Annotated in this window: 20 protein-coding genes; 15 read left to right on the plus strand and 5 right to left on the minus strand. The window is 53.7% G+C overall.

The window, feature by feature from the left end:
* Positions 1 to 151: 151 nt before the first annotated feature.
* The 4 genes from CZ345_RS05480 to CZ345_RS05495 form a co-directional block, all read right to left on the minus strand.
* Positions 152 to 3,217 carry a hypothetical protein gene (locus tag CZ345_RS05480; RefSeq protein ID WP_077072186.1) on the minus strand — a complete coding sequence of 1,022 codons (3,066 nt, stop codon included), beginning with the start codon at positions 3,215 to 3,217 and terminating at the stop codon, positions 152 to 154.
* Positions 3,218 to 3,460: 243 nt separating this feature from the next.
* Positions 3,461 to 4,018 carry a Fe-S-containing hydro-lyase gene (locus CZ345_RS05485; protein WP_077072187.1) on the minus strand — a complete coding sequence of 186 codons (558 nt, stop codon included), beginning with the start codon at positions 4,016 to 4,018 and terminating at the stop codon, positions 3,461 to 3,463.
* Between the two features lie 9 nt (positions 4,019 to 4,027).
* The gene (locus CZ345_RS05490) at positions 4,028 to 4,873 is read right to left on the minus strand and encodes a fumarate hydratase (RefSeq protein WP_077072976.1); all 846 of its coding nucleotides are present in this window, start codon (positions 4,871 to 4,873) and stop codon (positions 4,028 to 4,030) included.
* A gap of 205 nt (positions 4,874 to 5,078) precedes the next feature.
* Entirely contained in the window at positions 5,079 to 5,327 is a 249-nt protein-coding gene (locus CZ345_RS05495) for a TM1266 family iron-only hydrogenase system putative regulator (protein ID WP_077072188.1), read from the minus strand.
* A gap of 512 nt (positions 5,328 to 5,839) precedes the next feature.
* Between CZ345_RS05495 and hydG the strand changes: the two genes are divergently transcribed.
* The 15 genes from hydG (at position 5,840) to CZ345_RS05570 (ending at position 24,306) form a co-directional block, all read left to right on the plus strand.
* Positions 5,840 to 7,258: a [FeFe] hydrogenase H-cluster radical SAM maturase HydG gene (gene hydG / locus CZ345_RS05500; protein WP_077072189.1), complete on the plus strand. Its 1,419-nt coding sequence runs from the start codon at positions 5,840 to 5,842 to the stop codon at positions 7,256 to 7,258.
* Positions 7,259 to 7,767: 509 nt separating this feature from the next.
* Entirely contained in the window at positions 7,768 to 8,604 is an 837-nt protein-coding gene (locus CZ345_RS05505; protein WP_077072190.1) for a tyrosine-type recombinase/integrase, read from the plus strand.
* A complete protein-coding gene (locus tag CZ345_RS05510) occupies positions 8,601 to 8,990 on the plus strand; it encodes a DVU3141 family protein (RefSeq protein ID WP_077072191.1) in 390 nt (129 codons plus the stop codon). Before CZ345_RS05505 ends, CZ345_RS05510 begins: the two co-directional genes overlap by 4 nt.
* 3 nt (positions 8,991 to 8,993) lie before the next feature.
* Complete coding sequence (locus tag CZ345_RS05515; protein ID WP_077072192.1) at positions 8,994 to 9,761, plus strand: ABC transporter permease; 768 nt, start codon at positions 8,994 to 8,996, stop codon at positions 9,759 to 9,761.
* On the plus strand, positions 9,758 to 10,420 hold the full coding sequence (locus CZ345_RS05520; protein WP_077072193.1) for an ABC transporter ATP-binding protein: 663 nt from the start codon (positions 9,758 to 9,760) through the stop codon (positions 10,418 to 10,420). Before CZ345_RS05515 ends, CZ345_RS05520 begins: the two co-directional genes overlap by 4 nt.
* Positions 10,407 to 11,564, plus strand: coding sequence for a KpsE/RkpR family capsule polysaccharide export protein (locus CZ345_RS05525; protein WP_239446625.1), 1,158 nt, complete (start codon positions 10,407 to 10,409; stop codon positions 11,562 to 11,564). Before CZ345_RS05520 ends, CZ345_RS05525 begins: the two co-directional genes overlap by 14 nt.
* Position 11,565: 1 nt before the next feature.
* A complete protein-coding gene (locus CZ345_RS05530) occupies positions 11,566 to 13,368 on the plus strand; it encodes a polysaccharide biosynthesis/export family protein (RefSeq protein ID WP_077072194.1) in 1,803 nt (600 codons plus the stop codon).
* 2 nt (positions 13,369 to 13,370) lie between these two features.
* Complete coding sequence (locus CZ345_RS05535; protein ID WP_077072195.1) at positions 13,371 to 14,312, plus strand: glycosyltransferase family 2 protein; 942 nt, start codon at positions 13,371 to 13,373, stop codon at positions 14,310 to 14,312.
* 69 nt (positions 14,313 to 14,381) lie between these two features.
* Positions 14,382 to 16,481 (plus strand): glycosyltransferase, encoded by a 2,100-nt coding sequence (locus tag CZ345_RS05540; protein WP_077072196.1) that lies wholly within the window; start codon positions 14,382 to 14,384, stop codon positions 16,479 to 16,481.
* A gap of 29 nt (positions 16,482 to 16,510) precedes the next feature.
* Complete coding sequence (locus CZ345_RS05545; protein WP_083717157.1) at positions 16,511 to 17,215, plus strand: DUF1796 family putative cysteine peptidase; 705 nt, start codon at positions 16,511 to 16,513, stop codon at positions 17,213 to 17,215.
* A gap of 17 nt (positions 17,216 to 17,232) precedes the next feature.
* On the plus strand, positions 17,233 to 18,423 hold the full coding sequence (locus CZ345_RS05550) for a nucleotide sugar dehydrogenase (protein ID WP_077072198.1): 1,191 nt from the start codon (positions 17,233 to 17,235) through the stop codon (positions 18,421 to 18,423).
* A 155-nt stretch (positions 18,424 to 18,578) separates the two neighbouring features.
* Positions 18,579 to 19,592 carry a UDP-glucose 4-epimerase GalE gene (gene galE, locus CZ345_RS05555; protein ID WP_077072199.1) on the plus strand — a complete coding sequence of 338 codons (1,014 nt, stop codon included), beginning with the start codon at positions 18,579 to 18,581 and terminating at the stop codon, positions 19,590 to 19,592.
* 140 nt (positions 19,593 to 19,732) lie between these two features.
* Positions 19,733 to 20,425 carry an outer membrane protein gene (locus CZ345_RS05560; RefSeq protein WP_077072200.1) on the plus strand — a complete coding sequence of 231 codons (693 nt, stop codon included), beginning with the start codon at positions 19,733 to 19,735 and terminating at the stop codon, positions 20,423 to 20,425.
* A 567-nt stretch (positions 20,426 to 20,992) separates the two neighbouring features.
* Positions 20,993 to 23,092 (plus strand): capsular polysaccharide biosynthesis protein, encoded by a 2,100-nt coding sequence (locus tag CZ345_RS05565; protein ID WP_077072201.1) that lies wholly within the window; start codon positions 20,993 to 20,995, stop codon positions 23,090 to 23,092.
* Positions 23,092 to 24,306: a capsule biosynthesis protein gene (locus tag CZ345_RS05570; RefSeq protein ID WP_077072202.1), complete on the plus strand. Its 1,215-nt coding sequence runs from the start codon at positions 23,092 to 23,094 to the stop codon at positions 24,304 to 24,306. Before CZ345_RS05565 ends, CZ345_RS05570 begins: the two co-directional genes overlap by 1 nt.
* A 290-nt stretch (positions 24,307 to 24,596) precedes the next feature.
* On the opposite strand, the gene CZ345_RS05575 is transcribed toward CZ345_RS05570, so the two are convergent.
* Positions 24,597 to 25,625, minus strand: a complete 1,029-nt coding sequence (locus CZ345_RS05575) for a metallophosphoesterase (protein ID WP_077072203.1) — start codon at positions 25,623 to 25,625, stop codon at positions 24,597 to 24,599.
* Between the last annotated feature and the right edge of the window lie 12 nt (positions 25,626 to 25,637).

Below are 25,637 nucleotides of genomic sequence, written 5' to 3' on the forward strand. Positions count from 1 at the left end.
AAGGTGTCGCGGGCCTTTCATGTTTAAGCCTTCAGGCGGGAGGCTCAGCGCGACCGAGGCGGCCCCCGAATGCAAAGGGCGCCGACCGAAATTCAGTCCGGCGCCCTTTGGCACGCGAATCAGCGGCCCTTACAGGGCAGGACAGGCTGCCCTATGCCGCTTTCGATTGCGGCGCATCATGCAGCGCGCTCTGTTTCATGTCGAAACTGGAACAGTGACGGGCAATGGTATTGATGTAATCCTCATAGTTGTCGAGATAGAAGGACAGCGCCCGGGAAAAATTCATGCCGAGCATACCGTCGACAAAGAGCTGGCAAACCTCCTGCACATTGAGCAGTATGCTCTGGAATCGGGCCAGCACCACACGTTCCTCTCTGGTCATGCCGCGCAGCATGGTCAGCAGCGTCTGCTGGGCGCAGGGCTGATAATACCAGAAATACATGAGATCCAGCGCGTTGATGATGCTTTCCACCTGAAGGGCGCGGGCCTCTTCCGATTTTGTGAAGCGGATGAATTCCCTGGGCTGCGCCAGCAGGGAGAGCATGTCCTTGTCGGGAAATGCCAGCTCCAGCCGTGTGTAGCAGTCGAAAAGATGCGTGAGCCTGGTCTGATAGTCCCACCGGCGCAGGCGGTAGTTGTTGCGGCGGTCGGCCACGGCTTCGATGAAGCCGGCCACGGTGTCGGAGGCGAATTTCGACACGATGGCGGCCGCGGGGATGAGTATCTGTTCCGGCGGCATGTTCGTCAGCAGCGGGAACAGCGCATACAGAACGGAGTTGTAGAGCATGGCCACGGGAATGGCCAGCACGCTGCGGAAGAAGTTGCCGATGATGGCGGTTCGGGGGAAGCCCCTGTAGATGTTGTGGGAGGAAATGTAGATGCCGTTGGCCAGTGCTATGATGGAAAAGACCAGCAGCGGATAGTTTTCCACCGTAAGATGCAGCACCTTGCTGAGCAGCAGGTTTCGGGTGAGGCCCTCCAGCAGAATGACCGAAATGCCGGTGTACATGAGCGAGTCGCACACCCGCGACCAGTTCACGAATTTTTTCCACGAAAGCAGCATGTTCTTGCGCACGCCGCCTCCGGCGATCACGGCCTGTATCACGTTGCGCACGCCGGTGATGCCGAACCAGATGGGCGCGCCGAGCCAGGCCAGCACCCACCACTGCTGGGTGATCAGGAATGTGGCGAGCGCGGGAATGAAGCCCAGAAGCACCTTGAGAATGTTGGAAAAGGTGGTGTTCAGATAGGCCTTGCCCGGAGATCCCTCTCTGTCGGGCATGGGCGCGTTGTTGGAGACGGTGAGGCCGTTGGTCTTTTCGATGGTGATGCCGCCCATGGTGATGACGTTGCCCGGCTGCCCGATGCGGACGTCTTCATCCAGCGGTTCCCATTCCCTTGTGCGGCGCATACCGCAGGTGACGATTCCCAGAGAACGGCGCATCCATGCGCAGAAGGAAGAGGTGTGTTCCCCGGGCATGTATTCCTTGCGATAGCGGAGCGGAACCTGTATGGGCAGCGTGACCACGCTGATGTACTTGTTGCCGCTGAGGCTTTTGCGGGCGTTGCCCGGCAGCGTTTCGGGTACGGCAAGTCCCATGCCGTAGCGGTTTCCCAGGTGGCTTGTGGAGTCGGTGCCCATGTGGCTGGCAAGCGGAGCGTAACGGTACAGGGCCTGAAGCGCGGGAATGTCGTCCAGAATGCTCTGGAATTTTTCGCACCGTTCCAGAGCTTCGGGGTGACGGGCGCAGTCGAGCCTGCGGATCATGTCGCGCAGGATGCGCTTGAGCTGCATGACGTCGCCTTTATTGACGGCAATCTGCAGTTCGTTGATTTCCCTGAGGTGTTCGAGATTGCCGTCGTGCCATTCCTTGACGTTGAAAAGTTCGAGGTGGGTGATGAATCCCTGCCCGTCCCAGATGAGTTCCAGCACGTCTTCCGAGGTGAGACCGGCAAGCTGCAGCGTGATACGGTAGCCGCTTCGCAGCGAACTCAGTTTTTCCAGAAGCTGCGTGACGTTCAGGCGCAGCAGTTCGGGACGGGTGTCGTCGTCCGAAAGGGGCGGATCTTCCGGGGAGGGAAGGTCGGGGTTGCAGGCGGGGGCAAGGCAACTGTCGTGAATGACGGAAGGCGTGAATTCATCCATGCGCCGTATGCGCCGGAGAATCTCCGCCTTGCGCGATTCGTCCGCTTCCTCAAGTTCCATGGTGAGGTCGGTTATTTTGGCCTGGAACTTCGGCAGCAGCGTTTTATGGGCGAATTCGGCAAGATGCAGCAGGGAGGGCTGTCCGTTGCCCACGAAGGCGAGAAACGCCGCCTTGTCCAGCGTGGCGACGGGGATGCCGAGATCCCGCGTGAGGGCCGGAGCGTGGCGGCTGTTCCATCGTTCCAGCGTGGCGAAGACATGCTCCTGTATCCAGCGCGAGGCTTTGCGGCCTTCCTCCATGAAGGCGCTCATGGAAGGGGAGGTGAGAAATTCCAGAAAGTCCTCAACGTCGGAGAAGCCGCGCGGCGCCCAGATGAAATCCACATAGCGGCCCCGGAAGGCGGCGCGGAATTCCAGCCCGATACGCACGGAAATGCCCATGATGGAGGCCGCGCTCAGAAGTTCGCGTGCCACGTTCACGTCCACATAGTTGTAGTACACCACGGTGAGGCTGCGTATGCCCTTTACCCAGGCGTCCATGATGAGAAAGGTGGCGTTCTTGCGGCCCTTGGTATTGGCGTCGTGAACGTGCTGGTCCAGCGTGAGCTGATTCCATTCCTCCGGCATTTCCATGAGGTGATGGCGGGAGAGAAACTCGCGCACGATGCGCGGGTTGCCCGATGCTGCCTTGCGGAAATCGTGTATCAGCTTGAGCTGGGTATATTCATCGTTCCGGGAGCGGATGATGGCCTTCATGATCTGAATGAGCACCCGGCCGGTATTGTAACGGAACGTGGTCTGCGCGCTGTGCAGCACCTCGTCGTGCAGGGTGCGGAGTGCGGCCAGTCTGTCTTCCGCAGGGCCCGCCTTGGTGAGGCTGCCCAGAAGGTTGATGACCGCCTGAGCCATGCGGAATTCGTGGGTGGTGGTCAGGTTCAGAATGCCGTGAGGATGAAGCCTGGCATTGAATATTCGGTGTTCCAGATCGGAAGAGGGACCGTAGTCGATGATGGCGTTGATCATCTTCATCAGCTCTCTGTCCTGCCTGTCGAAAAAGAACATGTTGGACATGGGCGCACCACCGGTATTTGAACGCGGAAAGCGGAGAAAAAGAAATTATGACATTTTGTCATATATACGTGCATATGAACAGGACAGTCAATGAAATCGCTTTTTTATGACAGTTTCTTTATAAATTTGTGAATAAGTTTTCTTGCTGCACAAAACGAAAGGAAAGACACGCTGCAAAAAAAAACGGAGCCGCTCCGTGAACAGAGAGCGACTCCGCAGAAAAAACGTTTCCGGCGTTACAGGTCAGATCTTCCGGTAGGGCTTCTGACCTTCCTCGTACTGATCGCCGCCGAAGCAGTCGGCCACGACGGTAACGGGGAAGTTTTCCACTTCCATGGCGGCCAGAGCCTCGGGGCCGAGTTCCGGCCATGCCAGTACGGTATAGGATCGGATGCAGCGGGAAATGAGGGCTGCGGCCCCTCCCGTGGCGGCGAAATAGACGCAGACGTTTTCTTTGATGGAGTCCATGACGGCCCGGGAACGGTTTCCCTTGCCGATCATTCCGGCAAGGCCGAGGCTGAGCAGGCGGGGGGTGTAGGCGTCCATGCGGCCGGAGGTGGTGGGCCCGGCGGAGCCTATGGGCCTGCCCGGCTTCGCAGGCGTGGGGCCAACATAGTAGATGAGCTGCCCTGCGGGTTCGAAGGGCAGGGGGCGGCCTTCATCGAGCGCTTCGACCATGCGCTTGTGTGCGGCGTCGCGCGCGGCGTAGATGGTACCGCTGATGAAGACGAGATCGCCGATGTGCAGAGAACGTATGTCGTCCCTGGAAAGGGGCGTTGTCAGGTGATGGGTGGCGGGCATGGCGTATCCTTACAGCACGGCGGTGGCGTGACGCGCGGCATTGCAGTTGATGTTGACGGCCACGGGCAGGCAGGCGATGTGCGTGGCGCAGTATTCCACGTTCACCTTGAAGGCCGTCACGCTTCCCCCGAGTCCTGCGGGACCGGTGCCGAGACGGTTCACCAGTTCCAGAAGTTCCTCTTCCAGCCTGGCGTATCGCGGATCGGGATTGCGGCTGTCCACATCGCGGGCACAGGCCTTTTTGGCGCACAGGCAGGCCAGTTCCATGTTCCCGCCTATGCCCACGCCTATGACCATGGGCGGGCAGGGGCTGGCTCCGGCGTGGCGCACGGTGTCGAGCACGGCTTTTTTCACGCCTTCCAGGCCGTCTGCAGGCACGAGCATGTGCAGCGCGCCCTTGTTTTCGCTGCCTGCGCCCTTGGGGGCCAGGCGGAGGGTGATGCGGTCGCCCGCCACAAGGCGCGTATGAATGACGGCGGGCGTGTTGTCGCCGGTGTTTCTGCGCTCGAACAGGGGTTCCTCCACCGAGGATTTCCGCAGATATCCTTCCGTATAGCCTTTGGCGATGCCCTGGTTTACGGCGTCTTCAAAAAGGCCGCCCGTGATGTGTACTTCCTGGCCTATTTCGGCAAAGACCACGGCAAGCCCGGTATCCTGACAGATGGGGACATTTTCCTCCGAGGCTATGGAGGCGTTCTGAATAAGCTGACCGAGAACGTCGCGGCCCGTGGGGGAAAGCTCGCATTCTCTGGCGCGGCGCATGGCGGACAGCGTGGATTCGGGGAGGCGGCAGCAGGCCTCGACGGCAAGGCGGGCCACGGTGTCGCGTATGAGGTCGACGGAAATTTCTCGCATGATATCTCCCGGATGCGTGAAGTCGGCCCCGAACATAGGCCTTTTTTTCGGGAAAATAAAGCGAACGCCGCCGTACGAAGAGATTTTTACGTCGTTTCCCGGAACGAGCATTCCCGGATGCCCGGCTTCTTCGGCATGTATTGCCGGGGGATGGGGAAAGGGACCGGCCACGGCGCCGGAACGGCCATGGCCGGGATGTGCGCCCTTACATTTTGGTGATGACGGACTTCACGGAAACGTGTTCAAGCTGGCCTATCTTGCCGGTCATGGCGGAAATGGCCTCATTGCTGCCGTCCACGGCGAGGGAGATGATGGAGACGCCGCGGTCGCGATAGGGAATGCCGAGGCGGCCGACGATGATGTCGGCGTACTGATGCAGAATGGCGTTGAGAGCGGCGGAGGATTCGATATCTTCCACAATGATGCCGACAATGCCGAGGCGGTTTTCTTCCATGTTCGTATCCTTATGTTCATGAGTCCGGGGCAGGGCTGCGGCGCGCGAAAGCCCCTTTTTTGAAGCGCGCCGGAACGGCACGATGCTTTCAGCAACGGCGCGCGCTGTCAAGCCGTGAGAAAGGCGCGGCGCCGGCGAACACGCGACGAGGCTCCGCCGGAAACCATGAAGAAACGCGGAGAGAGGATCGGCAGGAGAAGGAGATTTCTTTTTCTTGCCACAGGGAGGAGAAAGCGTATGATGCCCCTCATCCGACCGGCGGATTCATCTTCCGGGAGGATCGCCGCATCTGCGGCTTTTCGTTACGGTATCCCGACTGCGAAGAGCGCTTCCGCGCGTTCCGGGCAGAAAGGTCTGTGCCGCCCGCCCCGCCGCCGGCGAGGTATTTTTGTATTCCGGGCGCCTTTCCTTGCGGGAAGGCGCCTTTTCTTTTCCCTGGGCGCCTTGTCTGAACGGCAGTTTCTGCCATAGCCGGCTTTTGCCGGGGCGGCTTGTCCGCCGGGGGAAGTGTTATGTATAATGTCCGCTCGCTCGATTCCAACGAGTTCATCGACCATGCCGAGATCATGGAATCTCTGGAAGAGGGGAGAAAAGCGGCCCTGAACAGGGCCGAAGTGGAACGCATTCTGGAAAAGGCCGCAGGATACGGAGGCCTTACCCACAGGGAAGCCGCCGTGCTGCTCCATGTGGAGGATGAAGAGATCCGGCAGCGCATGTATGCGCTGGCCCGCAGAATCAAGGAACACATTTACGGTCGCCGCATCGTCATGTTCGCGCCCCTGTATCTTTCCGACTACTGCGTGAACAACTGCCGCTACTGCGGTTTCCATGCCAGCAACAAAACGGTGCGGCGCAAGCTTTCCCAGGAGGAGCTGCGCGAAGAGGTGCTGGCGCTGGAAAAGCTCGGGCACAAGCGTCTTCTGCTGGAAGCGGGCGAAGACGACAGAAACTGCCCCATCGACTATATTCTGGAGTGTATGCACACCATTTATTCCACGAAGCTGCGCAACGGAGCCATCCGCCGTGTGAACGTGGACATTGCCGCCACCACTGCCGAAAATTACCGTAAGCTCAAGGATGCCGGGCTTGGCACCTACATTCTCTTTCAGGAGACCTACCACAAGCCTACCTATGAGTTCATGCACATGGGCGGCCCCAAGGCCAGCTATGAATGGCATACGGAAGCCATGGATCGCGGTATGCTTCAGGGCGGGCTGGACGATGTGGGCATCGGCGCGCTTTTCGGCCTGTATGACTGGCACTATGAGGTGATGGGGCTGCTCATGCATGCCGAGCACCTGGAGGCCGTGGCCGGAGTGGGGCCGCACACCATTTCCTTCCCCCGGCTGCTGCCCGCCGAAGGTGTGGACTATTCCGCCTATAAACTGGTGAACGACCGCGACTTCAAGCACCTCATTGCCGTGACGCGCCTCGCCGTGCCCTATACCGGCATGATACTTACCACCAGAGAATCCGCAGAGTTCCGCCGCGAACTTCTGGATATCGGCATGTCGCAGATGAGCGCGGGTTCCTGTGTGGGCGTGGGCGGCTATGCCCACCCCGGTCGTGAGATTCCTGGCGAAGCTCCGCAGTTTCATCTTGCCGACGAGCGCAAGCCGGAAGATGTGCTCAAGGGGCTTGTGCGCGACGGTTATCTGCCGAGTTTCTGCACGGCCTGCTACCGTTCCGGCCGTACGGGCGACCGCTTCATGCCCCTTGCCAAGAGCGGCGAAATCAGCAACTGCTGCCAGCCCAATGCCATGCTTACCTTCAAGGAATATCTGCTCGACTATGCCGACGAAGAATTGAAGGAACTCGGCGAACGCATGATTGCGGCGGAACTTGAATCCATCACCCGTGACAGGCGCAGAACCCAGACCATGGAATACCTGAAGCGGCTTGAGGCCGGAGAAAGAGACCTGCGTTTTTAGAGGTCACTTGAAAAACTGAAAACTGCGGCGGCAGGGGAACCCCGGCCGCCGTTTTTCATGCCCAAAGGCAGCAGGCCTGCCCCGGGAACCTCCCGTGCTGAGAATATTCCTGCCCCGGACCGCGTAGTTTCATGCTTTCTCCTTGAAAAGAGTGCAGAAAAGGCGACGCTCAGAGCTCTGAGCGTCGCCTTTTCTGCATCCTTTTGTTTTCACAACAGAAGATATGAACGCACGATAGCAAATATCGGAATTCTGACAAGGGTGAAAAAGAAAGAGACTCTACTAACATATTATATTTTATAGCAAAAAAAAATAATACTGTTCGACCCCTCACGCATGTTTGTTGCGGTGTTGTCAGTTTATACCGGAAGAACAGGAAGATTATTCAATGTAACATGCTAAAATATATAAAGAAAACACTCCCTGCTGTCATATCTTCTGTTACTAGGGGGAAAGCCAGGCTTTTCTCCTTGAAGAATTTTCAATTCTTGCACGAAACAGCGGGGCGTATGGTGCTGAGCGAATTCATTCATACCAGGTATGTTCCCTACATCAGGGAACACAAGCGCAGCTGGCAGACGGATGTGAGGTATGTGCACCGGCATATTCTGCCCTATCTGGGGGACTGCCGGCTTGAGGATATTGATGAGGAGAAGCTCTGCCGGTGGAAGGAAGAGCTCCTTGCCGCCGGGCTGTCGCACAATACCTGCTACCGGCTGTTCTGGCTGTTGAAGTATATTCTGAACTGTGCGGTACGCTGGCATGTGCTGGCAAGCGACGAAGCCTTCCGCCATGCCGTGTGCCGCCGCAGCGCTCCGCGCTGCCCGGAGGTGCTTTCCGCTTCGGAAAAGCAGCGCCTCATCGGGCTTCTTACTCTGTATCGGAACAATATTGCGGCACGGGCCATCCACCTTCTGCTTCTGACCGGAGCTTCCAAGTCGGAAATTCTCTATGCCCGCAGGGCGGATGTAGATCTTCCCGGCCGCAGCCTTGCCGTACGCCGCGGCTCCGAAGTCGTGCGCCGTCTGCCGCTCAGCGAGGCGGCGGTCAGGCTCATTGCCGAGCTGCCCGTGCGTGCCGACGTGCCATGGCTGTTCTTCCGCCCCGCCACGGGGGAGAGGGTGGTCACGGTGTTCGCCTTCTGGGACAAGCTTCGCCGCGAGCTGGGGCGTCCCACCCTGCGCCTGAACGACCTTCGTCATATCTTCGTGCATTCGCTGCTTCAGAACGGGGCAACGTACAAGGATGTACGCAGCCGCCTGGGGCACTATTCCTCCGAGGCTTTTCTTCTTCAGTCGCAGATGCAGGGCGGTCAGGCCGATCCTTCGCAGGGGGCCTTCCAATGATTGTTCGTCTTGTTCCGGGCAGCCTCCGCTCAGGCGGCAGGGCCTTTGCGTGCCTTGCGGCGTCGTTTCTTGTCTGTGCCCTTGCTTCGGGCTGCGTGCAGAAGCAGCCTTCCGTGCCTTCTGCACCTGCGGAAGCGGCGGCGCCTTCCGGGGATGCCTTTGCGCTGGCGCTTTCCCGCATGCAGGTGGGGGAAGAGGCGCTCATGCCCACGCCTTTCGGCATGGACAGCCTGGTGATGCTGGAATCTTCCTACACGTCCGGCCTCGGGCAGACGTGCAGAAGGGCGGCGGTTCGCGCCGGGGGCATCACCCACCGCATTGCCGCATGCAGGGATGCTTCGGGCTGGACGACGGCCGAGCCGATTTTTGAAAACGTGCAGAGATAAGCCATGGACAGCGCGCTTACCGTGCAGGGTCGCGTCATCTATGCCCTGATGATGCGCGAGGTGCATACCATCTACGGCACCTCCCGCCTGGGCTACTTGTGGGCGCTTATCCAGACGGTGTGGGGCATGGGGGTGTTCTGGGCCATGCGCTATATGGTAGGCGCTAAGGCTCCCCATGGTATGCATATCCTCATGTTTCTGCTGGCAGGGTTCGGTTTTTACAACATGTTCAGCGGGATATTGAGCAAGTGCATGAGTGCGGTAGCCGGAAACAGGGCGCTGCTGACCTTTCCGCAGGTCACGCCCGTGGATCTCATGCTTTCCCGCGCCGCCATCGTCTGGGCCACGGAAGTGGTGGCGGCTCTGCTTCTCATTACCATCGGTATGCTCTGCGGTATGCCGTTTTACCTTACCGATTTCGGGGGTCTGCTGTTTCTTCTTCTGCTTACGCCGCTTCTGGGCCTCGGTGTGGGGATGCTCTGTGCCTCTCTGGCAGTGCTGTACCCCACGCTGGAAAAAATCGTGCCCATGGTCATGCGTATTCTCTTTTTTGCCTCCGGCCTGTTCTATTCCGCCACCATGCTGCCTTCCTATGTGCTGCGGTATCTCTGGTACAATCCTCTGATTCAGATCATTGAATGGGGCAGGGTATGCCTTTCCCGCGGGTACAGCACCATTTCCTACAGTCCTGAATACCTGGTGTCCGTGACCGTAACATGCCTGTGCCTCGGCTTTCTCATGGAACGCTATGTGCGGAGGCGGCTGGTATGATCGAGCTTTCTCACGTGTGCAAAAGCTACGGCCTGCCGCACGGCCGCAAGGTGGTGCTGGACAATGTGTCCCACATTTTCCGCGAAGGCGTGAACATGGGCATTCTCGGCCTGAACGGCGTGGGCAAGTCCACGCTCATGCGTGTGATATGCGGGGCGGAATCGCCGGACAAGGGGCGGGTCAAGCGCACCAGCCGTGTTTCCTGGCCCATAGGCTTTTCCGGGGGATTCCACGGCAGCCTCACCGGGCGGGAGAACATGCGCTTCACCTGCCGCATCTACGGGGCGAATATCAAACAGGTGACTGATTTCGTAGAGGATTTTTCCGAACTTGGCCCCTACATGGACATGCCCATCCGCACCTATTCCTCGGGCATGAAAGCAAAGCTGGCCTTCGGGCTGAGCATGGCCATCGGTTTTGATTTCTACCTTATCGACGAAGGCTACGCCGTGGGCGACGCCTCCTTCCGCGCCAAGAGCGAAAGGGTTTTTCAGGAAAGAAAGGCCCACTCCACGCTGCTGGTGGTGGCGCACAGCACCTCCGTCATACGGGCGAACTGCGACAACGCCGCCATTTTAAAGGGCGGCAAGCTGATTTTTTTCGACACGCTGGACGAGGCGCTGTCGGTTTATGAAGGGATGTGCCGTGGAAAAAAATAATGTGGCCCTTACCCGGCAGTACGCCAAAACGCTGTGGCGCAGACTGCGCCGCTGGATGAAGAAACGTGCCTTCATCACGGCGCTGGTGCTGCCCACGGTGCTGGCCTTTTTCTATTTTCTCATGCTGGCCTCGCCCATGTACGTATCGAGCGCGAGCTTTGCCATACGCAGTTCCGATACGTCGGCTTCGGGGGGCACGGATCTTGCCTCCATGTTTTTGAGAACTTCCGGCTCCACGGGGAACGATGCCTACATCATCAACGACTATATTCAGAGCCTTGACCTTGCTCAGGATATCGACGGGGAACTGGGGCTGGTAAGCCATTACAGCGATCGGGAATACGATGTGATTTCCCGTCTGTGGCAGCACCCCACGCAGGACGAACTGACCCGCTACTGGCGCTGGGCGGTACTGCCGCAGCTCAATGTGGATACGGGCATCATTTCTCTGGAAGTGAAGGCCTACACGCCGGAAATGGCGCAGAAGCTCACGCAGGCCATTTTAAAGCGGAGCGAAGCGCTGGTGAACGCCATGAACGAGCGCGCACGCCACGACGCGGTGGAACTTGCGCGCGAGGAAGTGAGCCGTGCGGAAGAGCGTGTGCGCCATGCGCAGAGCGCCATGCGGGAATTCCGCGACACCCACAATCTCATCGACCCCAAGAGTACGGCTGCCGGTCTTCAGGAACTGGTGACGCGGCTGGAAGCCGAGGCCACGACGCTCCGCACCCAGATATCGGAAGCAAAATCGTACATGAACGCGGAAGCTCCGCTTTTGAAGTCGCTGAACCGGCGCCTTGCGGCGGTGGAAAAGCAGCTTGGGGAAGAAAAGCTGCGCGTGGCCGGGCAGAGCACCGTGCAGGGCAACCTGAACTCCCTTGTGGCCGAGTACGAAGACCTGACCATAGAGGCGGAATTTGCCCAGAAGCAGCTTGTTTCGGCCATGACCTCCCTGGAGCAGGCGCGCATCCAGCAGATGGCGCAGTCGCGCTATGTGGTGGCGTATCAGCAGCCCACGCTGCCGGACGAATCTCTGTACCCCCGGCCTTTCCTTTTCACGCTCTATGTTTTTGCGGCGCTGCTGCTCCTTCTGGGCATCGTGTCGCTGGTATGGGCGTCCATCCGAGAACATGCGGGATTTTAATATGAAAGCGATATACCACGCCGGCATACTATTTTCGCTCTGCACGCTCTGTGCTCAGCCTGTTTTTGCAGCGGAGAATCCGCTCCAGAACTACAGCGGGGCGGCGCAGTACGGCGGCTCTTCCATGGCATCGGGCACGCCCATGCAGGGCGGGCTGCCTGCCTCGGCCAGAAACGGCATGAATGTGGTTTCCCAGTCCACGCCCGGGGGCTATCCGGTGTTCGATTCTTCGGCGCCGTACCGGGAAAAGCAGTCCACCCCCACGGTGATGGACGCGCCGCCCGCCTGGGCGCAGGGAGGGCTTGCGCCTTCGGCTTCCGCACTGCTTGCCCCCTTCGGGGCCAATCTGTTCCGGGGAAATTTTGCGGGAACCTACAGCGACGGCATGAACGGCGACTATGTCATCCTGCCCGGCGACCGCATCATGGTGCGCGTATGGGGCGCGAAAACCTATGACGACGTGCTGCCCGTGGACCAGCAGGGCAATATCTTTCTGCCGGAAGTGGGGCCTGTGCGAGTGGCAGGGCTCAAGCAGTCCGCTTTGCAGGGGGCGGTGCGTTCGCGCCTTGCCTCGGTTTTCACCGACAACGTGAACATCTACGTCAACCTCCAGAGTTCCCAGCCCGTGGCCGTGTATGTGACGGGCTTTGTGAACCAGCCGGGCCGCTATGCGGGCAGCCCCGTGGATTCCGTGATGTCGTACCTCGACAGGGCGGGAGGCATTACGCCGAACCGGGGCACCTTCCGCAACGTGAAGGTGAAGCGCGGCAACAAGGTGGTGGCGAGCCTTGATCTTTATGATTTCGCCCTCAACGGCAACATGCCCGACATCCGGTTGAAGGAAGGCGACGTCATCCTTGTGGGAGAACGCGGGGTGAGTGTGGCGGCCTACGGCATGCTGCGGCAGGAAGCCCGGTATGAGTTCAAGGGGCAGGCCACGGGTTCGCAGCTCATCGCCTACGGCAGCCCGCTTTCCAGCGCCACGCATGTGAGCGTTACGGGCATCCGGGGCGGCAGGCCCTTCAATGAATACATGACCATGCAGGAATTTTCCTCCATGCGCCTTGCGGACGGCGACAGCGTGGAATTCGTGGCCGATACGCGTGGCCGCACCATCATGGCCTCGGTGAGCGGAGCCATACGCGGGGCATCGCGCTTTCCGGTGAAGAACAGCACCACGCTGCGCTCTCTGCTTGCCTATGTGGAGGTGGACCCTGCCCTAGCCGATGTTTCCGCCGTGTATGTGCGCCGCCAGAGCGTGGCGCGTCAGCAGAAGACCATACTGGAAGATTCCCTGCACCGCCTGGAGCGTTCCGCGCTCACGGCCACGTCCGCCACGGCGGAGGAAGCCGAGATCCGCGTGCGCGAGGCGGAACTGGTGCAGGACTTCATCCGCCGTGCGGCAAGCCTCACGCCCGACGGCGTGGTGGTGGTGAGCCGGGGCGGGCAGGTGCGCGACCTTCTGCTGGAAGACGGCGACGAGGTGGTCATTCCGCAGAAGAGCGACGTGGTGCAGGTATCCGGCGAGGTGCTTCTGCCCAAGGCCGTGACCTTCGATGCCGCCATGAAGGCGGAAGACTATGTGAAGAGCGCAGGTGGCCTTACCGACCGTGCGGATGAGGACAACATTCTTGTTGCTCGCATGAACGGGGAGGTGGGCCCCATTGCGGAACTGGGCGTGCATGCCGGGGACCGCATTCTGGTCATGCCCCGCGTGGATACCAAGAATCTGGAACTGGCCAAGGGCATCACGCAGATACTCTACCAGATTGCCGTGGCCACCAAGGTGGCTGTGGGGCTGTAGGCATGGAACATCCAGCGGTCAGCGTGATTATTCCCGTGTGGAACAGCGGGAAATACTTCCGGGAATGCCTGGACAGCGTTCTTTCCCAGAGCCTGCGGAATATCGAAGTGCTCATTGTGGATGACGCCTCCACCGACGGCAGCGGCGCTGTAGCCGAAGAATACGCCTCGCGCGATGCCAGAATCACGGTGATGCATCAACCCTCCTCCACAGGTGCAGGCCCTGCCAGAAACCGGGCCATGGCTGTAGCCCGTGGGGAATACATCGCCTTTATGGACAGCGATGATCTGTATCCTTCGAATGATGTACTGGAAACGCTGTACCACAAGGCTGTGGAGCAGAATGTTGATGTGTGTGGTGGGTCAATGTTTTATGTTAGTAAAAATGGAGAAATAAATAAAAAACAATTTTATGAATACATTTTTGATGATGATAGAATTTATAGTTTTTGTGAATATCAGCATGAAGGTGGTTTTTATCGTTTTTTATATAGAAGAAAATGTTTAATTTGTGGAAATTTATTATTTCCTTCATTGCGTAGATTTCAGGATTCTTTGTTTTTTATACAGGTAATGGTAAAAATAAGATGCTTTTATGGAATGAAAAAATGTAGTTATTTATATAGAAAAGGGCATAAAAAAAATATATGGGATAGAAGAAAATCATTAGATTATCTTATAGGAATTAAAAATGGTTTAGATATATCTAAAAAAGAGAGATTTTTTGATTTATATTATATATTAGTAAAAAATTTATATAGTAGAATGAAAATAATAAATGTAAATATACATGATATATTAAGTGTAGTAAAAGAAATAGATTTTTTTATAATTGTAGAAAGAAATAGATATAATAAAATAAAAATTACAAAATTAAAAATATATAGAATGGTTATTTATTTATATATTATAAAATTTTTGAGAGGTATTAGTATGAAAAAATAGAATAATATATCAGCCATTGTTGTGTATTTTTTTATTGTGGTAATTGTTTATAGTGGAGGATAAGTTATTATGAGTTTATTTGATGATAAAGTAATAAAAGAGATAAATAATATATTAATAGATTATAAAAAGCATGATGAAAAAAAATGTATTGAAAATGAAAAGATAAGCAATGAAAATATAAGATTAAAGGATAAAATTAATGAATTGAATAACATTAATAAAAAATTATATATGCAAAAGGAATATGAAAAGAAAGAGGTAGAAAATAAGGTAAAAGGTCATTTATCATATCAAATTGGATATGAAATTGTACATAAAATGCACAAATGGTATGGTATTTTTGTACTTCCTTTTACATTATATAATATATATAAGAATTTTGAAAACAAAAAAATACATAAACAAAGAAATATAGATATTTCTGTTATTATAGCAGTATATAATTGTAAAGATTTTATACGTCAGTGTCTTGATAGTTTAATTAAACAAACAGTTTCTAATTTTGAAATAATATGTGTTGATGATGGATCAACTGATAATACATTGAATATATTAAGGGAATATGAAAAAAAATATGATTTTATTAGTGTTTATACGCAAAAAAACCAATATGCTGGTGTAGCAAGAAATACAGGTATGTCATATGCAAAAGGTAATTATTTATTATTTTTAGATTCTGACGATTTTTTTGAACCTCAAATGCTTGAAGTTATATATAATCGTGCAAAAGAAACAAATGCAGATATTGTTGTATTTAATGCTCAAGAATATAATATGAAGGATAATATATTTCAGCCTTGTAAATTTCCTGTATCTCCTGAATTATTTCCAGATAAGAATGTATCCAGTTATATAGATTTTGGAGAAAAATTATTTCAGGCTAATTCTTGTTTAGCGTGGAATAAACTTATTAAATATAGTTTTATTAAAAAAGTTGGTGTGAAATTTGGCAATACAAAAAGTTCCAATGATACGGTCTTTATATATTCATTGTTGGCTCAAGCTGAAAAAATTTCACTAGTTAATGAAATTTTGGTTAATTATAGAACAAATAATCCCAATTCCTTACAAAGAAGTAAATCTTCTTCTTGGGAAAGTATATGTCTTGCATTTTTTAATTTAAAAAAAGAACTAATAAAATTAGGTGTGTATGAAAGTCAAAAAAGAACATATGTAAATAAATCATTACAGGCGTGCATGTATTATATAAATACAATAGATGATAAAACAAAAATAAAAATGAAATGTTCATTAAAAAATAAATATTTTAAATTATTAGATATTGATGATTATGGTAAAAATTATATTTATAATAAAAATTTTTATAATCAATATATGGAAATTATGTCAAATGAGTATATTCCTGTTGTGTATGCTACTGATAATAATTATGCAAAGTATATGGCTGTATCTATACAAAGTATTATTAAAAATGTCGGAAATAAAACAACAGTATTATTTTTTGTCATGGTAAATAGTGATTTTGAAAAAAGTAATATAAGTAAACTTGAAAATATTGTTTATAGTAGTGGTCATTATATTGAATTTATAAATATGGAAAACCAATTTAAAGGTGTAAAGACAACAATTAATCATATTACTTATCAAACATTTTATAGGCTTGCGATTCCTAATGTGTTATCTTATCTGAATAAAATTATATATATTGACTGTGATACAGTTATAAATTGTGATATCCGTGATTTATATAAAATAAATATAAAAGATAATTATATTGCTGGAGTTAAAGCGTATGCATTTGATAATAAAAAACATAGAAATAGATTAAATATTGATACTAAAAATTATGTCAATGCAGGTGTTTTAATTATTAATAATAGACTATTAATTAAAGATAAGCTTATTAATAAATTTTATGATCTCATTAATAAAAATTATGATTGTCAAGATCAGGATATTTTAAATGTTTCTTGTGTTGGAAAAATTATGAATATTCCATTTAAATATAATATAATGACGAAATATTATTTTCAACTAGATAATTTTATATCAGAAAATAAAGTAACAAAAGAAGAAATTGATGATGCTTTAAATAGTTTAAGTATTATTCATTATGCAGATAAAGTGAAACCGTGGAATGATAAAAATTCGATCTATGCAAATTATTTTTGGAAGTATGCTAAGAATAGTATTTTCTTTCAATAATAAAACTGAACTTAGGAGGTATATTTTTTATGATTTGTTTATCTCTTGGTGAAAATTGTATGCCTGATATGGTTATTCAGCGCTATGGTATCAAATCTTATTCTACACCATTCTCTTTTTCTCGGTGTAATATTTTTTATAGTTATCAGTTGTTTCAAACTAATTTTAAAAATTTAATAAATAAGGAATTTTTAGAAAAAGATAATAATTGTCAATTTCCTCAATTTTATAGAAATAAAAAAATATTTAATACTCCTGAAGATGGATTATTTGAAAAATCATGTTCAAATGGATTTGAATTTACACATCATAATGTAGTTGATAAAAAAAATGATAGAGAAAGTTTTATTCGAAAAATAAATAGACTTATTGATTTAAAGAATAGTAACGATGCTGTAGTGTTCTTTTATCATCATAGATATTTATATAATAGTAAAATTGATAAAATAATAGAATATAGTAATGAATTGATAAATTGTTTTAAATATAAAAACAAGTATATAGTTATATTAGAACAGATTATAGTAGATTCAAATATAAAAAGAAATATATTTTATAAAAGATTTGGAAATACAATTATTTTCTTTTTTTTGACAACAAAAGAATGGAAAGGGAAAGATAAAAATATTCTTTTTGCAAAAAATGATGAAGATTTAATACAAAAAATGATGTTTATATTGCATGATGAATTGTATGATATAGATTTTCCTTTATGTTTTCCATCTTATGATTAATGAGAGAGGATAGTGCAATGAACATTGCCGTTGCCGGAACCGGCTACGTCGGTTTGAGCCTGGCCGTACTGCTTGCCCAGCATAACAGTGTGAAGGCCGTGGATATCGTTCCTTCCAAGGTGGAACTTATTAATCAGAAAAAGTCCCCCATCGTGGATAAGGAAATTGAGGAATTTCTTGCGGAAAGGCCGCTGAACCTTTCCGCCACTACGGATGGGGAATCCGCCTACCGCGATGCGGAATTCATCATCATTGCCACGCCCACCAACTATGATGTGGAGCAGAACCATTTCGATACATCTTCCATCGACGCGGTGCTCCGGCTGGTGGAAAAGGTCAACCCCACCGCCACGGTGGTCATCAAGTCCACGGTACCGGTAGGGTATCTGGAAGGGCTGCGCAAGGCGTGGCCCGGCCTGCCGAACCTTATTTTCTCGCCGGAGTTCCTGCGTGAGGGCAGGGCGCTTTACGATAATCTGCACCCCTCCCGCATCATAGTGGGGACTCCCCGGAAATGCTCCGCCGACCTTCGTGCCCGTGCGGAGCGCTTTGCCGCGCTGCTTCAGGAAGGGGCCATGGACAAGGATATCCCCACCCTCATGGTGAACGCCACGGAGGCGGAATCCATCAAGCTCTTTGCCAACACCTACCTTGCGCTGCGCGTGGCGTTCTTCAACGAACTTGATACCTATGCCGAACTGCATGGTCTGGATACGCGGCAGATCATCAGGGGTGTGGGGCTGGACCCGCGCATAGGCTCCCACTACAACAATCCTTCCTTCGGTTACGGCGGCTACTGCCTGCCCAAGGATACGCGTCAGCTTCTGGCCAACTACAAGGGTACTCCCAACGACATCATTGCCGCCATCGTGGCAGCCAATAGTACGCGCAAGGACTTTATCGCCCATCAGATTCTTGCCCGTAAGCCGAAGAAGGTCGGTATTTACCGCCTGACCATGAAGGCGGGCAGCGACAATTTCCGTCAGTCGGCCATTCAGGGCGTCATGCGCAGGCTGCGCGATGAAGGCGTGGAGGTCGTTATTTACGAACCTACGCTGAGTCAGGATGTCTTTCAGGATTTCGCCGTCATTCACGACCTCGAGGCCTTCAAGTCCATGTCCGATGTGATCGTGGTCAACCGCATGGCTGAGGAAGTGAAGGACTGCATGGATAAAGTCTATACCCGTGACCTGTTTGAAAGAGACTGATGCTTTTATCAGACAGGAGCGTTTGATTTTGTGTCTATCCCGGTGCGGGAAGAGAGCTTCCTGCGCCGGGTTATGGCATTTTTCGCAGCATGAGAGAGCGGTTTTCGTTCTTACCGAGGTTCATGCTGGAAAAATGGCCTGTTTAAGGAGACTTCATGAACATCTTGCTGGCCGGCGGGGCCGGATACATAGGTTCGCACACGGCGGTGAGTCTGCTGGAAGCAGGCTACGGCGTGGTGATGGCGGACAACTACCGCAACAGCAGCCCGGAAGTGGTGAAGCGTGTGGAAAAGCTCACGGGCAGGAGCGTGCCCGCGTACAACGTGGACGTACGCGACGGCGCAGCCCTTCTTGCCGTGATGGAAAAGCATCCTGTGGACTGCGTAATCCATTTTGCGGGCCTGAAGGCCGTGGGCGAATCGGTAAAAAAGCCCGTGGAATATTACCGCAACAACATCGACACCACGCTGACGCTGCTGGAATGCATGAAGAAGACCGGGGTGCGGAACTTCGTGTTTTCCTCTTCCGCAACGGTGTACGGTGAGGAAAACCCCGTTCCCTATGTGGAGACCATGAAGAAAGGTTCCTGTTCCAACCCTTACGGGTGGACCAAGTCCATGATGGAGCAGATTCTTGAAGATGCGGCCGTGGCGGATGGGGAGCTTTCCGTAGTGCTGCTGCGCTACTTCAACCCCATAGGGGCCCACGCTTCGGGCGAAATAGGGGAAGACCCGCAGGGGATTCCGAACAATCTCATGCCCTACATCGCGCAGGTGGCCGTGGGCAGGCGCGATCATCTGACCATATTCGGTAACGACTACCCCACGCCGGACGGAACCTGCCGCCGCGACTACATTCATGTGGCGGATCTTGCGGAAGGCCATGTGAAGGCGGTGGAGTTCGCCGCGGCGCACAGGGGGCTGGAAGTGTTCAACCTCGGCACGGGAACTCCGTACAGCGTGCTGGAAATAGTGAAGGCCTTCGAACGCAACAGCCATGTTGCGGTGAAGTACGAGTTCGGCCCCCGCCGTGCGGGCGATCTGCCCGAGTTCTGGGCCGATGCCGGGAAGGCGCGGACCATGCTGGGCTGGCAGGCAAGGCGCAGCCTTGACGACATGTGCCGCGATACCTGGAACTGGCAGAAAAAAAATCCCCAGGGCTACCGCTGATGATTTTCAGATAAAACATGCACGCCTATGATATGATGTGTTTTTATATTGCATATGCATTATCACATAGGATACTTTATATTTATTCAATATAACATTAAATAAATTTCAATATCATTGTCCTCTGGAAGAAGTATGTCATGGTCGATTCGTCCATGACATACTTTTTTCTGGAGGATGAAGTGAAGAGAATTTTTTTCCTTGTTGCTCTGGCAATGGTTATAGTGCCTTCCTTTGCCTGTGCTTCGGGAAGCGGGGTATATCTTGCCCCGAAGTTTTCCTTTTCCGTACAGCATACCCGGGGGACTCTGGATCTGCATACCTCCACCTGGGGGCCGAGAAGAGTATTCGGGGCCGGGGCCGGAGGGGCGCTGGCACTCGGCTATGATTTTGCGCCGAAGTTCGATGTGCCCGTCCGGCTGGAATTGGAGTACGGCGCTTCCGACCATATTTCCAAAACGGCGAGCATAAAGGTTTTCCGCAGGCGTTTTCCCTTCCGGGCAAAGATCGGGGTACAGACGCTGCTTTTCCATTCCTATGCGGATATCCCGACCAGCAGCGGGTTTACTCCTTATATCGGCGCGGGGGCCGGTATGGCCTTTCTTTCCACCAAAGGCAGCGGCATGGGCATATCTACGGAAAGCACGGATTCCGTGCCTGCCGGACAGGTGGGGCTGGGCTGTTCTTACACGTTCAACAGGCATGTTTCCGTAGACATGGGCTATCGTTTCGTGTTTATGGGCGGTACGGATACGACGTGCAATTCCATACGGCTGGAACTTCACCGCAACTACATGCATCAGGTCATGCTCGGCCTGCGTGTGATGTTTTAGTGCCGAAAGAATCCGGTCGTGCCGTGCCGTAAAAGAATGTTCCCTGTCGTATGCCGTACTCTTCACATGACGGGGAACGTTTTTTGTCATGCGGCGGTGCAGAAGGGGCGGACTTTTATCGGAAAAGGCATAGGGGCATGAATATGCAGTCAAATGAAAAGGCGGGGGGAGCCATGGTCGAGTGCGGGAGTGCCGGGCGTAAGCTGTGGTATGAGGGGCGCGCTTCATTTTCTTGAAGGGCTTCCCCCGGAATTGCCGGAGCGGCGGCAAGGGGAACGCCCTGGCTGTGATGATGGAAAAATTAAAAAATAATATCATGCCATTATATGCTGTTTTACGAAATGAGGGGAACGGTTTGGGAAAAAATATGTTCGTCCATGCTTGCAAAAATATGGACAATGGTGTCTAACAGCAGGAAAATGTTGCATTTTTTTATAATTGTTCCGTGCAGTATAATTTTTGAAACTTTTGTTTTTTAAAAGTAAGATGCGCGGAGTTCAGACCGGCGGCGTCGGGCAGGGGGTATGCCTTTGCGGCCGGGAGAAGATGTTTGATGAGGGGAAGGTTATGCAGAGTTCTTCAGGTCATCCGGGAGGGAGTACGTTCTTCCTGGCTTTTTCCCGTAAGTTTTCCCGTATTCCGCACCTTGCCGCGTTTCTGGGAGGGGAGGTGCGCCTTGCGGGAAAAGAGCAGGGCGGCGAACCGTGCGCCGTGGCAGGCTGGGGTCACAAGCCGACGGCGGAAAAGGCCAGGCGCTATGCGACGGAACATGCCCTGCCCTATATTGCCGTGGAGGACGGTTTTCTCCGTTCCCTGAATCTTGGTTGCGAAGGGGCCGATCCGCTTTCTCTGGTGGTGGACCACACCGGTATTTATTATGATGCCACCGCTCCTTCGGGTCTGGAAAACCTTTTGAACGGGAAAGGCTGGGAAAATCCCGAACTCATGGCCTCGGCGGAAAAGGCGCTTTCCTCCATCATCCGGCACGGCCTCAGCAAGTACAATCATGCGCCGGAAGCGGAACCCGGGCTTCTCGGCAGGGAAGAAGTGGGCTCGCCGCGCGTGCTTCTCATCGATCAGACGGTGGGGGATGCTTCCGTTTCCCTCGGGCTTGCGGATGCCTCTTCCTTTACCGCCATGCTGGAAGATGCGAAAAAGCGTTTTCCCCATGCGCGGCTTTTTGTGAAAACGCATCCCGACGTGCTTGCGGGGAAGAAGAAGGGCTACCTTACCGAAGAGGCGAAACGCTGCGGAGCGGTGCTCCTTGCCCATGATGTTTCCCCCCTTTCTCTCCTCCGGCAGGCGGATGTGGTGTACTGCGTTACTTCCCAGATGGGCTTTGAGGCTCTCATGCTGGGCAGGGAAGTGCATGTTTTCGGTATGCCTTTTTATGCGGGCTGGGGGCTTACGACGGATGCCGTATCCTGCCCGCGCCGTGCAGGAAAGCGCAGTCTTCTTGAAGTGTTTGCGGCGGCCTACCTGCTTTATGCCCGTTATGTGAATCCCGTTACCGGGGAGAGGTGCGATATCCACGATACCATTGCCCGGCTTGCCGTTCAGCGGGAAAAGAACGAGGCCAACCGGGGATTCCATGCCTGCTTCGGGTATTCTCTGTGGAAGCATCCCCATGCCCGGGCCTTTGTGCAGAGCACGGGGGCGGAGTTTCGCTTCTTCAAATACTTCCACGGTGAACAGAGAGCCGTTTCCTGTGCCGTACGGCATGGCGGCGATGTGGTGGCATGGTCCTCCAAATGCGTGGGCGGCAGTCTTGAGGAGCGGTGTCGCAACGCCGGGGTTCCGCTGGTGCGCATGGAGGACGGCTTCATCCGTTCCGTGGGGCTCGGGTCGGAATTTCAGTGGCCGTATTCGCTGGTGCTGGACCGTCGGGGCATTTATTACGATCCCTCCCAGCCCAGCGATCTGGAAGTGATTCTTCAGGGACTGCCGGAAAGGGAGGATCACGACGAGCTTTGTCTGCGTGCCCGGAATCTCCGGGAATTCATCGTGGCCAAAGGGCTGACCAAGTACAATGTGGGCGGTACGGCCCTTTCCCGCGAGCGCTGGCCTTCCGGTCGCAGGGTGCTTCTGGTGCCCGGTCAGGTGGAGGACGACGCTTCGGTGCGGCGAGGAGGGTGCGGCATACGCAGTAATTTTGAACTGCTTGAGGAAGTACGTCGCCGCAACCCCGATGCCTTCATCATCTACAAACCGCACCCGGATGTGGAAGTACGCAACCGGAAAGGGAAGATAGAGGATGCCGATGCCCTGCGTGTGGCCGATGAAGTGGTGCGGGATATACGCATGGACGCCATGCTTGCCGTGGTGGATGAAGTGCACACCCTTACCTCTCTTACCGGCTTTGAGGCGCTGTTGAGGGGCGTCAGGGTATGTGCCTACGGCGGACCTTTTTATGCAGGCTGGGGCCTGACGGAAGACTGTGCCGCCGACAGGGCCTTTTTGTCCCGCCGTACGGCGCGCCTTACGCTGGATGAACTTACGGCGGGCGTTCTGCTGCTGTACCCCTCTTATTACGACTGGCAGACGGCAAGCTTCTGCACGGCGGAGGATGTCTGCCGCCGCCTTCTCCAGCCCGGCGGGCAGATGCGCGGCAAGTATATGGTGCGCGTGTTCGCCGCACTCCGTTCTCTGGCAAGGAAGGTGTTCTGATGGCAAGCTACCTTTTCCTTCAGGGGCCGCATGGACCTTTTTTCCGCCTGCTGGGGCAGGAAATGAGCGCGCGCGGGCACAAGGTGACCCGCGTGAACCTCTGCGGGGGCGATGTGCTGGACTGGCCGCTTGATGCGCTGGCCTATCAGGGCCGTACGTCGGACTGGAGCCGGTGGGTGCATGAGCTTATGGAAGAGCGCGCCGTTACCGATCTTCTGGTTTTCGGCGACTGGAGGCCTCATCACCGCGAGGCCGTGCATATCGCAAGGCTGCACGGCATACGGGTCTGGGCTTTTGACGAGGGCTATCTCCGCCCGCACTGGATTACCATGGAGAGAGGAGGGGTGAACGGCAACTCCACATTGCCGCATACGCCGGAGCAGGTGCGTGAACAAAGCCGTCTCTGCCCGGAACCTGTTCAGCCCGCATCCTTCCTCAACCCCATTGCCCGCCGCCAGCTTCAGGCCGTGCTTTATGCCGGGGCTTCGCTTCTGGGCATACCGTTTTTCCCCTTTTACCGCACGCATCGTCCCTACGGGCATCTGTGCGAGCTTTTCAGCGGATGGATACCCCATATTTTCACCAGGGCAAGCCGCATGAGGGCCTCGGAGCAGGCGCTGAAGAGACTGGATGACGCTCCGTATTTTCTCTTTCCGCTCCAGCTGGATTCCGATTCGCAGGTGCGGCGCTATTCCCCCTTCAGCGGCATGAAGGAAGCCATTGCCTGGGTCATGACATCCTTTGCCCAGTACGCGCCCGAAGGTACGCACCTTGTCATCCGCAATCATCCTCTGGACAGCGGGCTTATCCGATACGACCGTTTTATCCGCAGCTTCAGCGAGGCCTGCGGCATAGAGGACCGCGTTATTTTCGTGGAAAGCGGCAACGGCATGGACATGCTGCGCAAGAGCAGGGCCGTGGTGCTTTTGAACAGCACCATGGGGATGCAGGCGCTGGAGCTCGGTAAGGCGGTGTACTGTGTGGGCAAGGCCATTTACGCCATGCCCGGCCTTGCGCAGAGTGCGGAGGAAATTCCTCTTTCCCGCTTCTGGGAGGAGTTTCGTACGCCGGACAAGACGCTGCTGCAGGATTTTGAGCGGCTTCTGCTCTCTCATACGCTGGTGAACGGTAATTTTTATTTCGGCAACGGCATGAAAAGAGCCGTGCAGGGATGTGCGGCAAAGCTTGAGGATGCCGCCCGCGAGAAATCCTGAATCACAGGACGACGTTTCCTTTTCGGCGTAAGGCTGCACATTGCTCTGCATCGGAACGGCTTCTCTCCTGCCCTGTGGGAGAGGTACAGCGCAGGGCGGTGCGGAACAGAGGCACAGGAGTACACCGGGAACCTGGCAGATACAGGCTTCCCGTACGCTTCCCCCGCCCTGACGCAACGCACGCGTGGGCATTGACGTGGGGAATATTTTTCAGAAGAAGAAAGAACAGGCGGAACCGCTTTCTCAAAAGAGCGGTTCCGCCTGTTTCCGCAGAATGTATCCGGCGTATTCTACGGGAAGAACAGCCTTCTGGAGCGTGCGGTGATATCCTCGCCGCTGCCGATCCATACGAAACGGTCGTTTCTCAGGGCGGTGTCGCCCCGGTTCCAGCGGTAGGCCACCAGCGGCCCCCCGGCAACGGCGCTGAAGTCGAGGCAGGCCACCAGCGGGGAATACAGGCGTATATCTTCGCCGGGGCTGCGCCAGTAATGTCCGAAAAAGGTGGGATATTCCACGGGAAGGGCTTCCCAGCAGCCCGGCTCCGGCCTGGCATCCTCGGGAATGCTGGTCAGGTTCTCACAGCCCATGAGCGCCATGTCGCGGCAGCTTTCTGCCATGGGGAGCCACCATTTTACGCGATAGTTGTTTCTTGCGTTGCCTTCCTTGTCGAGCAGTGTCATGCCTTCGGGCAGCGGAAGTTCCGGCCCCTTGAGCAGCGTTTCCACGGCCTGATATTCACAGCTTGTCTTGTCGCAGCAGGCGCGCGTGTAACCCGCTTCCGCAAGGCAGGGGGCGTCTCTTCTGCCCGTAACGAGGCTTTCTCCCCCGCATTCGCCGCCGGTAAGCATGTCCATGGCTTCCTGCGACCAGCAGGCGTGCACCATGTGCAGGCGGTTTCCTTCCCCGCCGAGGTCGCCTATTTCCAGCCAGAGCGGCAGGGTCCGCATCCACTGCACCCAGGGCTTGTAGCTGTCGGCAAGCTGTTCCAGTGTGGCGGCGTGCTGCACCGTGTTTTTTTCGTTGTGGCTGCGGAGATATTCGCCGGAATCGTCCGGCCGGGGGGTGCTCCAGCAGACGGCGTTGAACTCATGGTTGCCCATGAGACATTCGGCAGTTCCCGCTTCGCGCATGTTGCGGACGAGGGTCAGCGTTTCCAGAATCTGAGGGCCGCGGTCGATATAATCGCCGAGAAAGATGACCATGCGGTCGGGGTGCCTCCACACGCCGCCGCTTTTTTCATATCCCAGGCGGGAAAGCAGGGCCTCCAGCTTGTCCGCGCAGCCGTGTATATCACCTATCACGTCGTAACCATTCAGCATACTTTGCTCCAG

The organism is Mailhella massiliensis (genome assembly GCF_900155525.1).
Classification (GTDB): Bacteria; Desulfobacterota; Desulfovibrionia; order Desulfovibrionales; family Desulfovibrionaceae; genus Mailhella; species Mailhella massiliensis.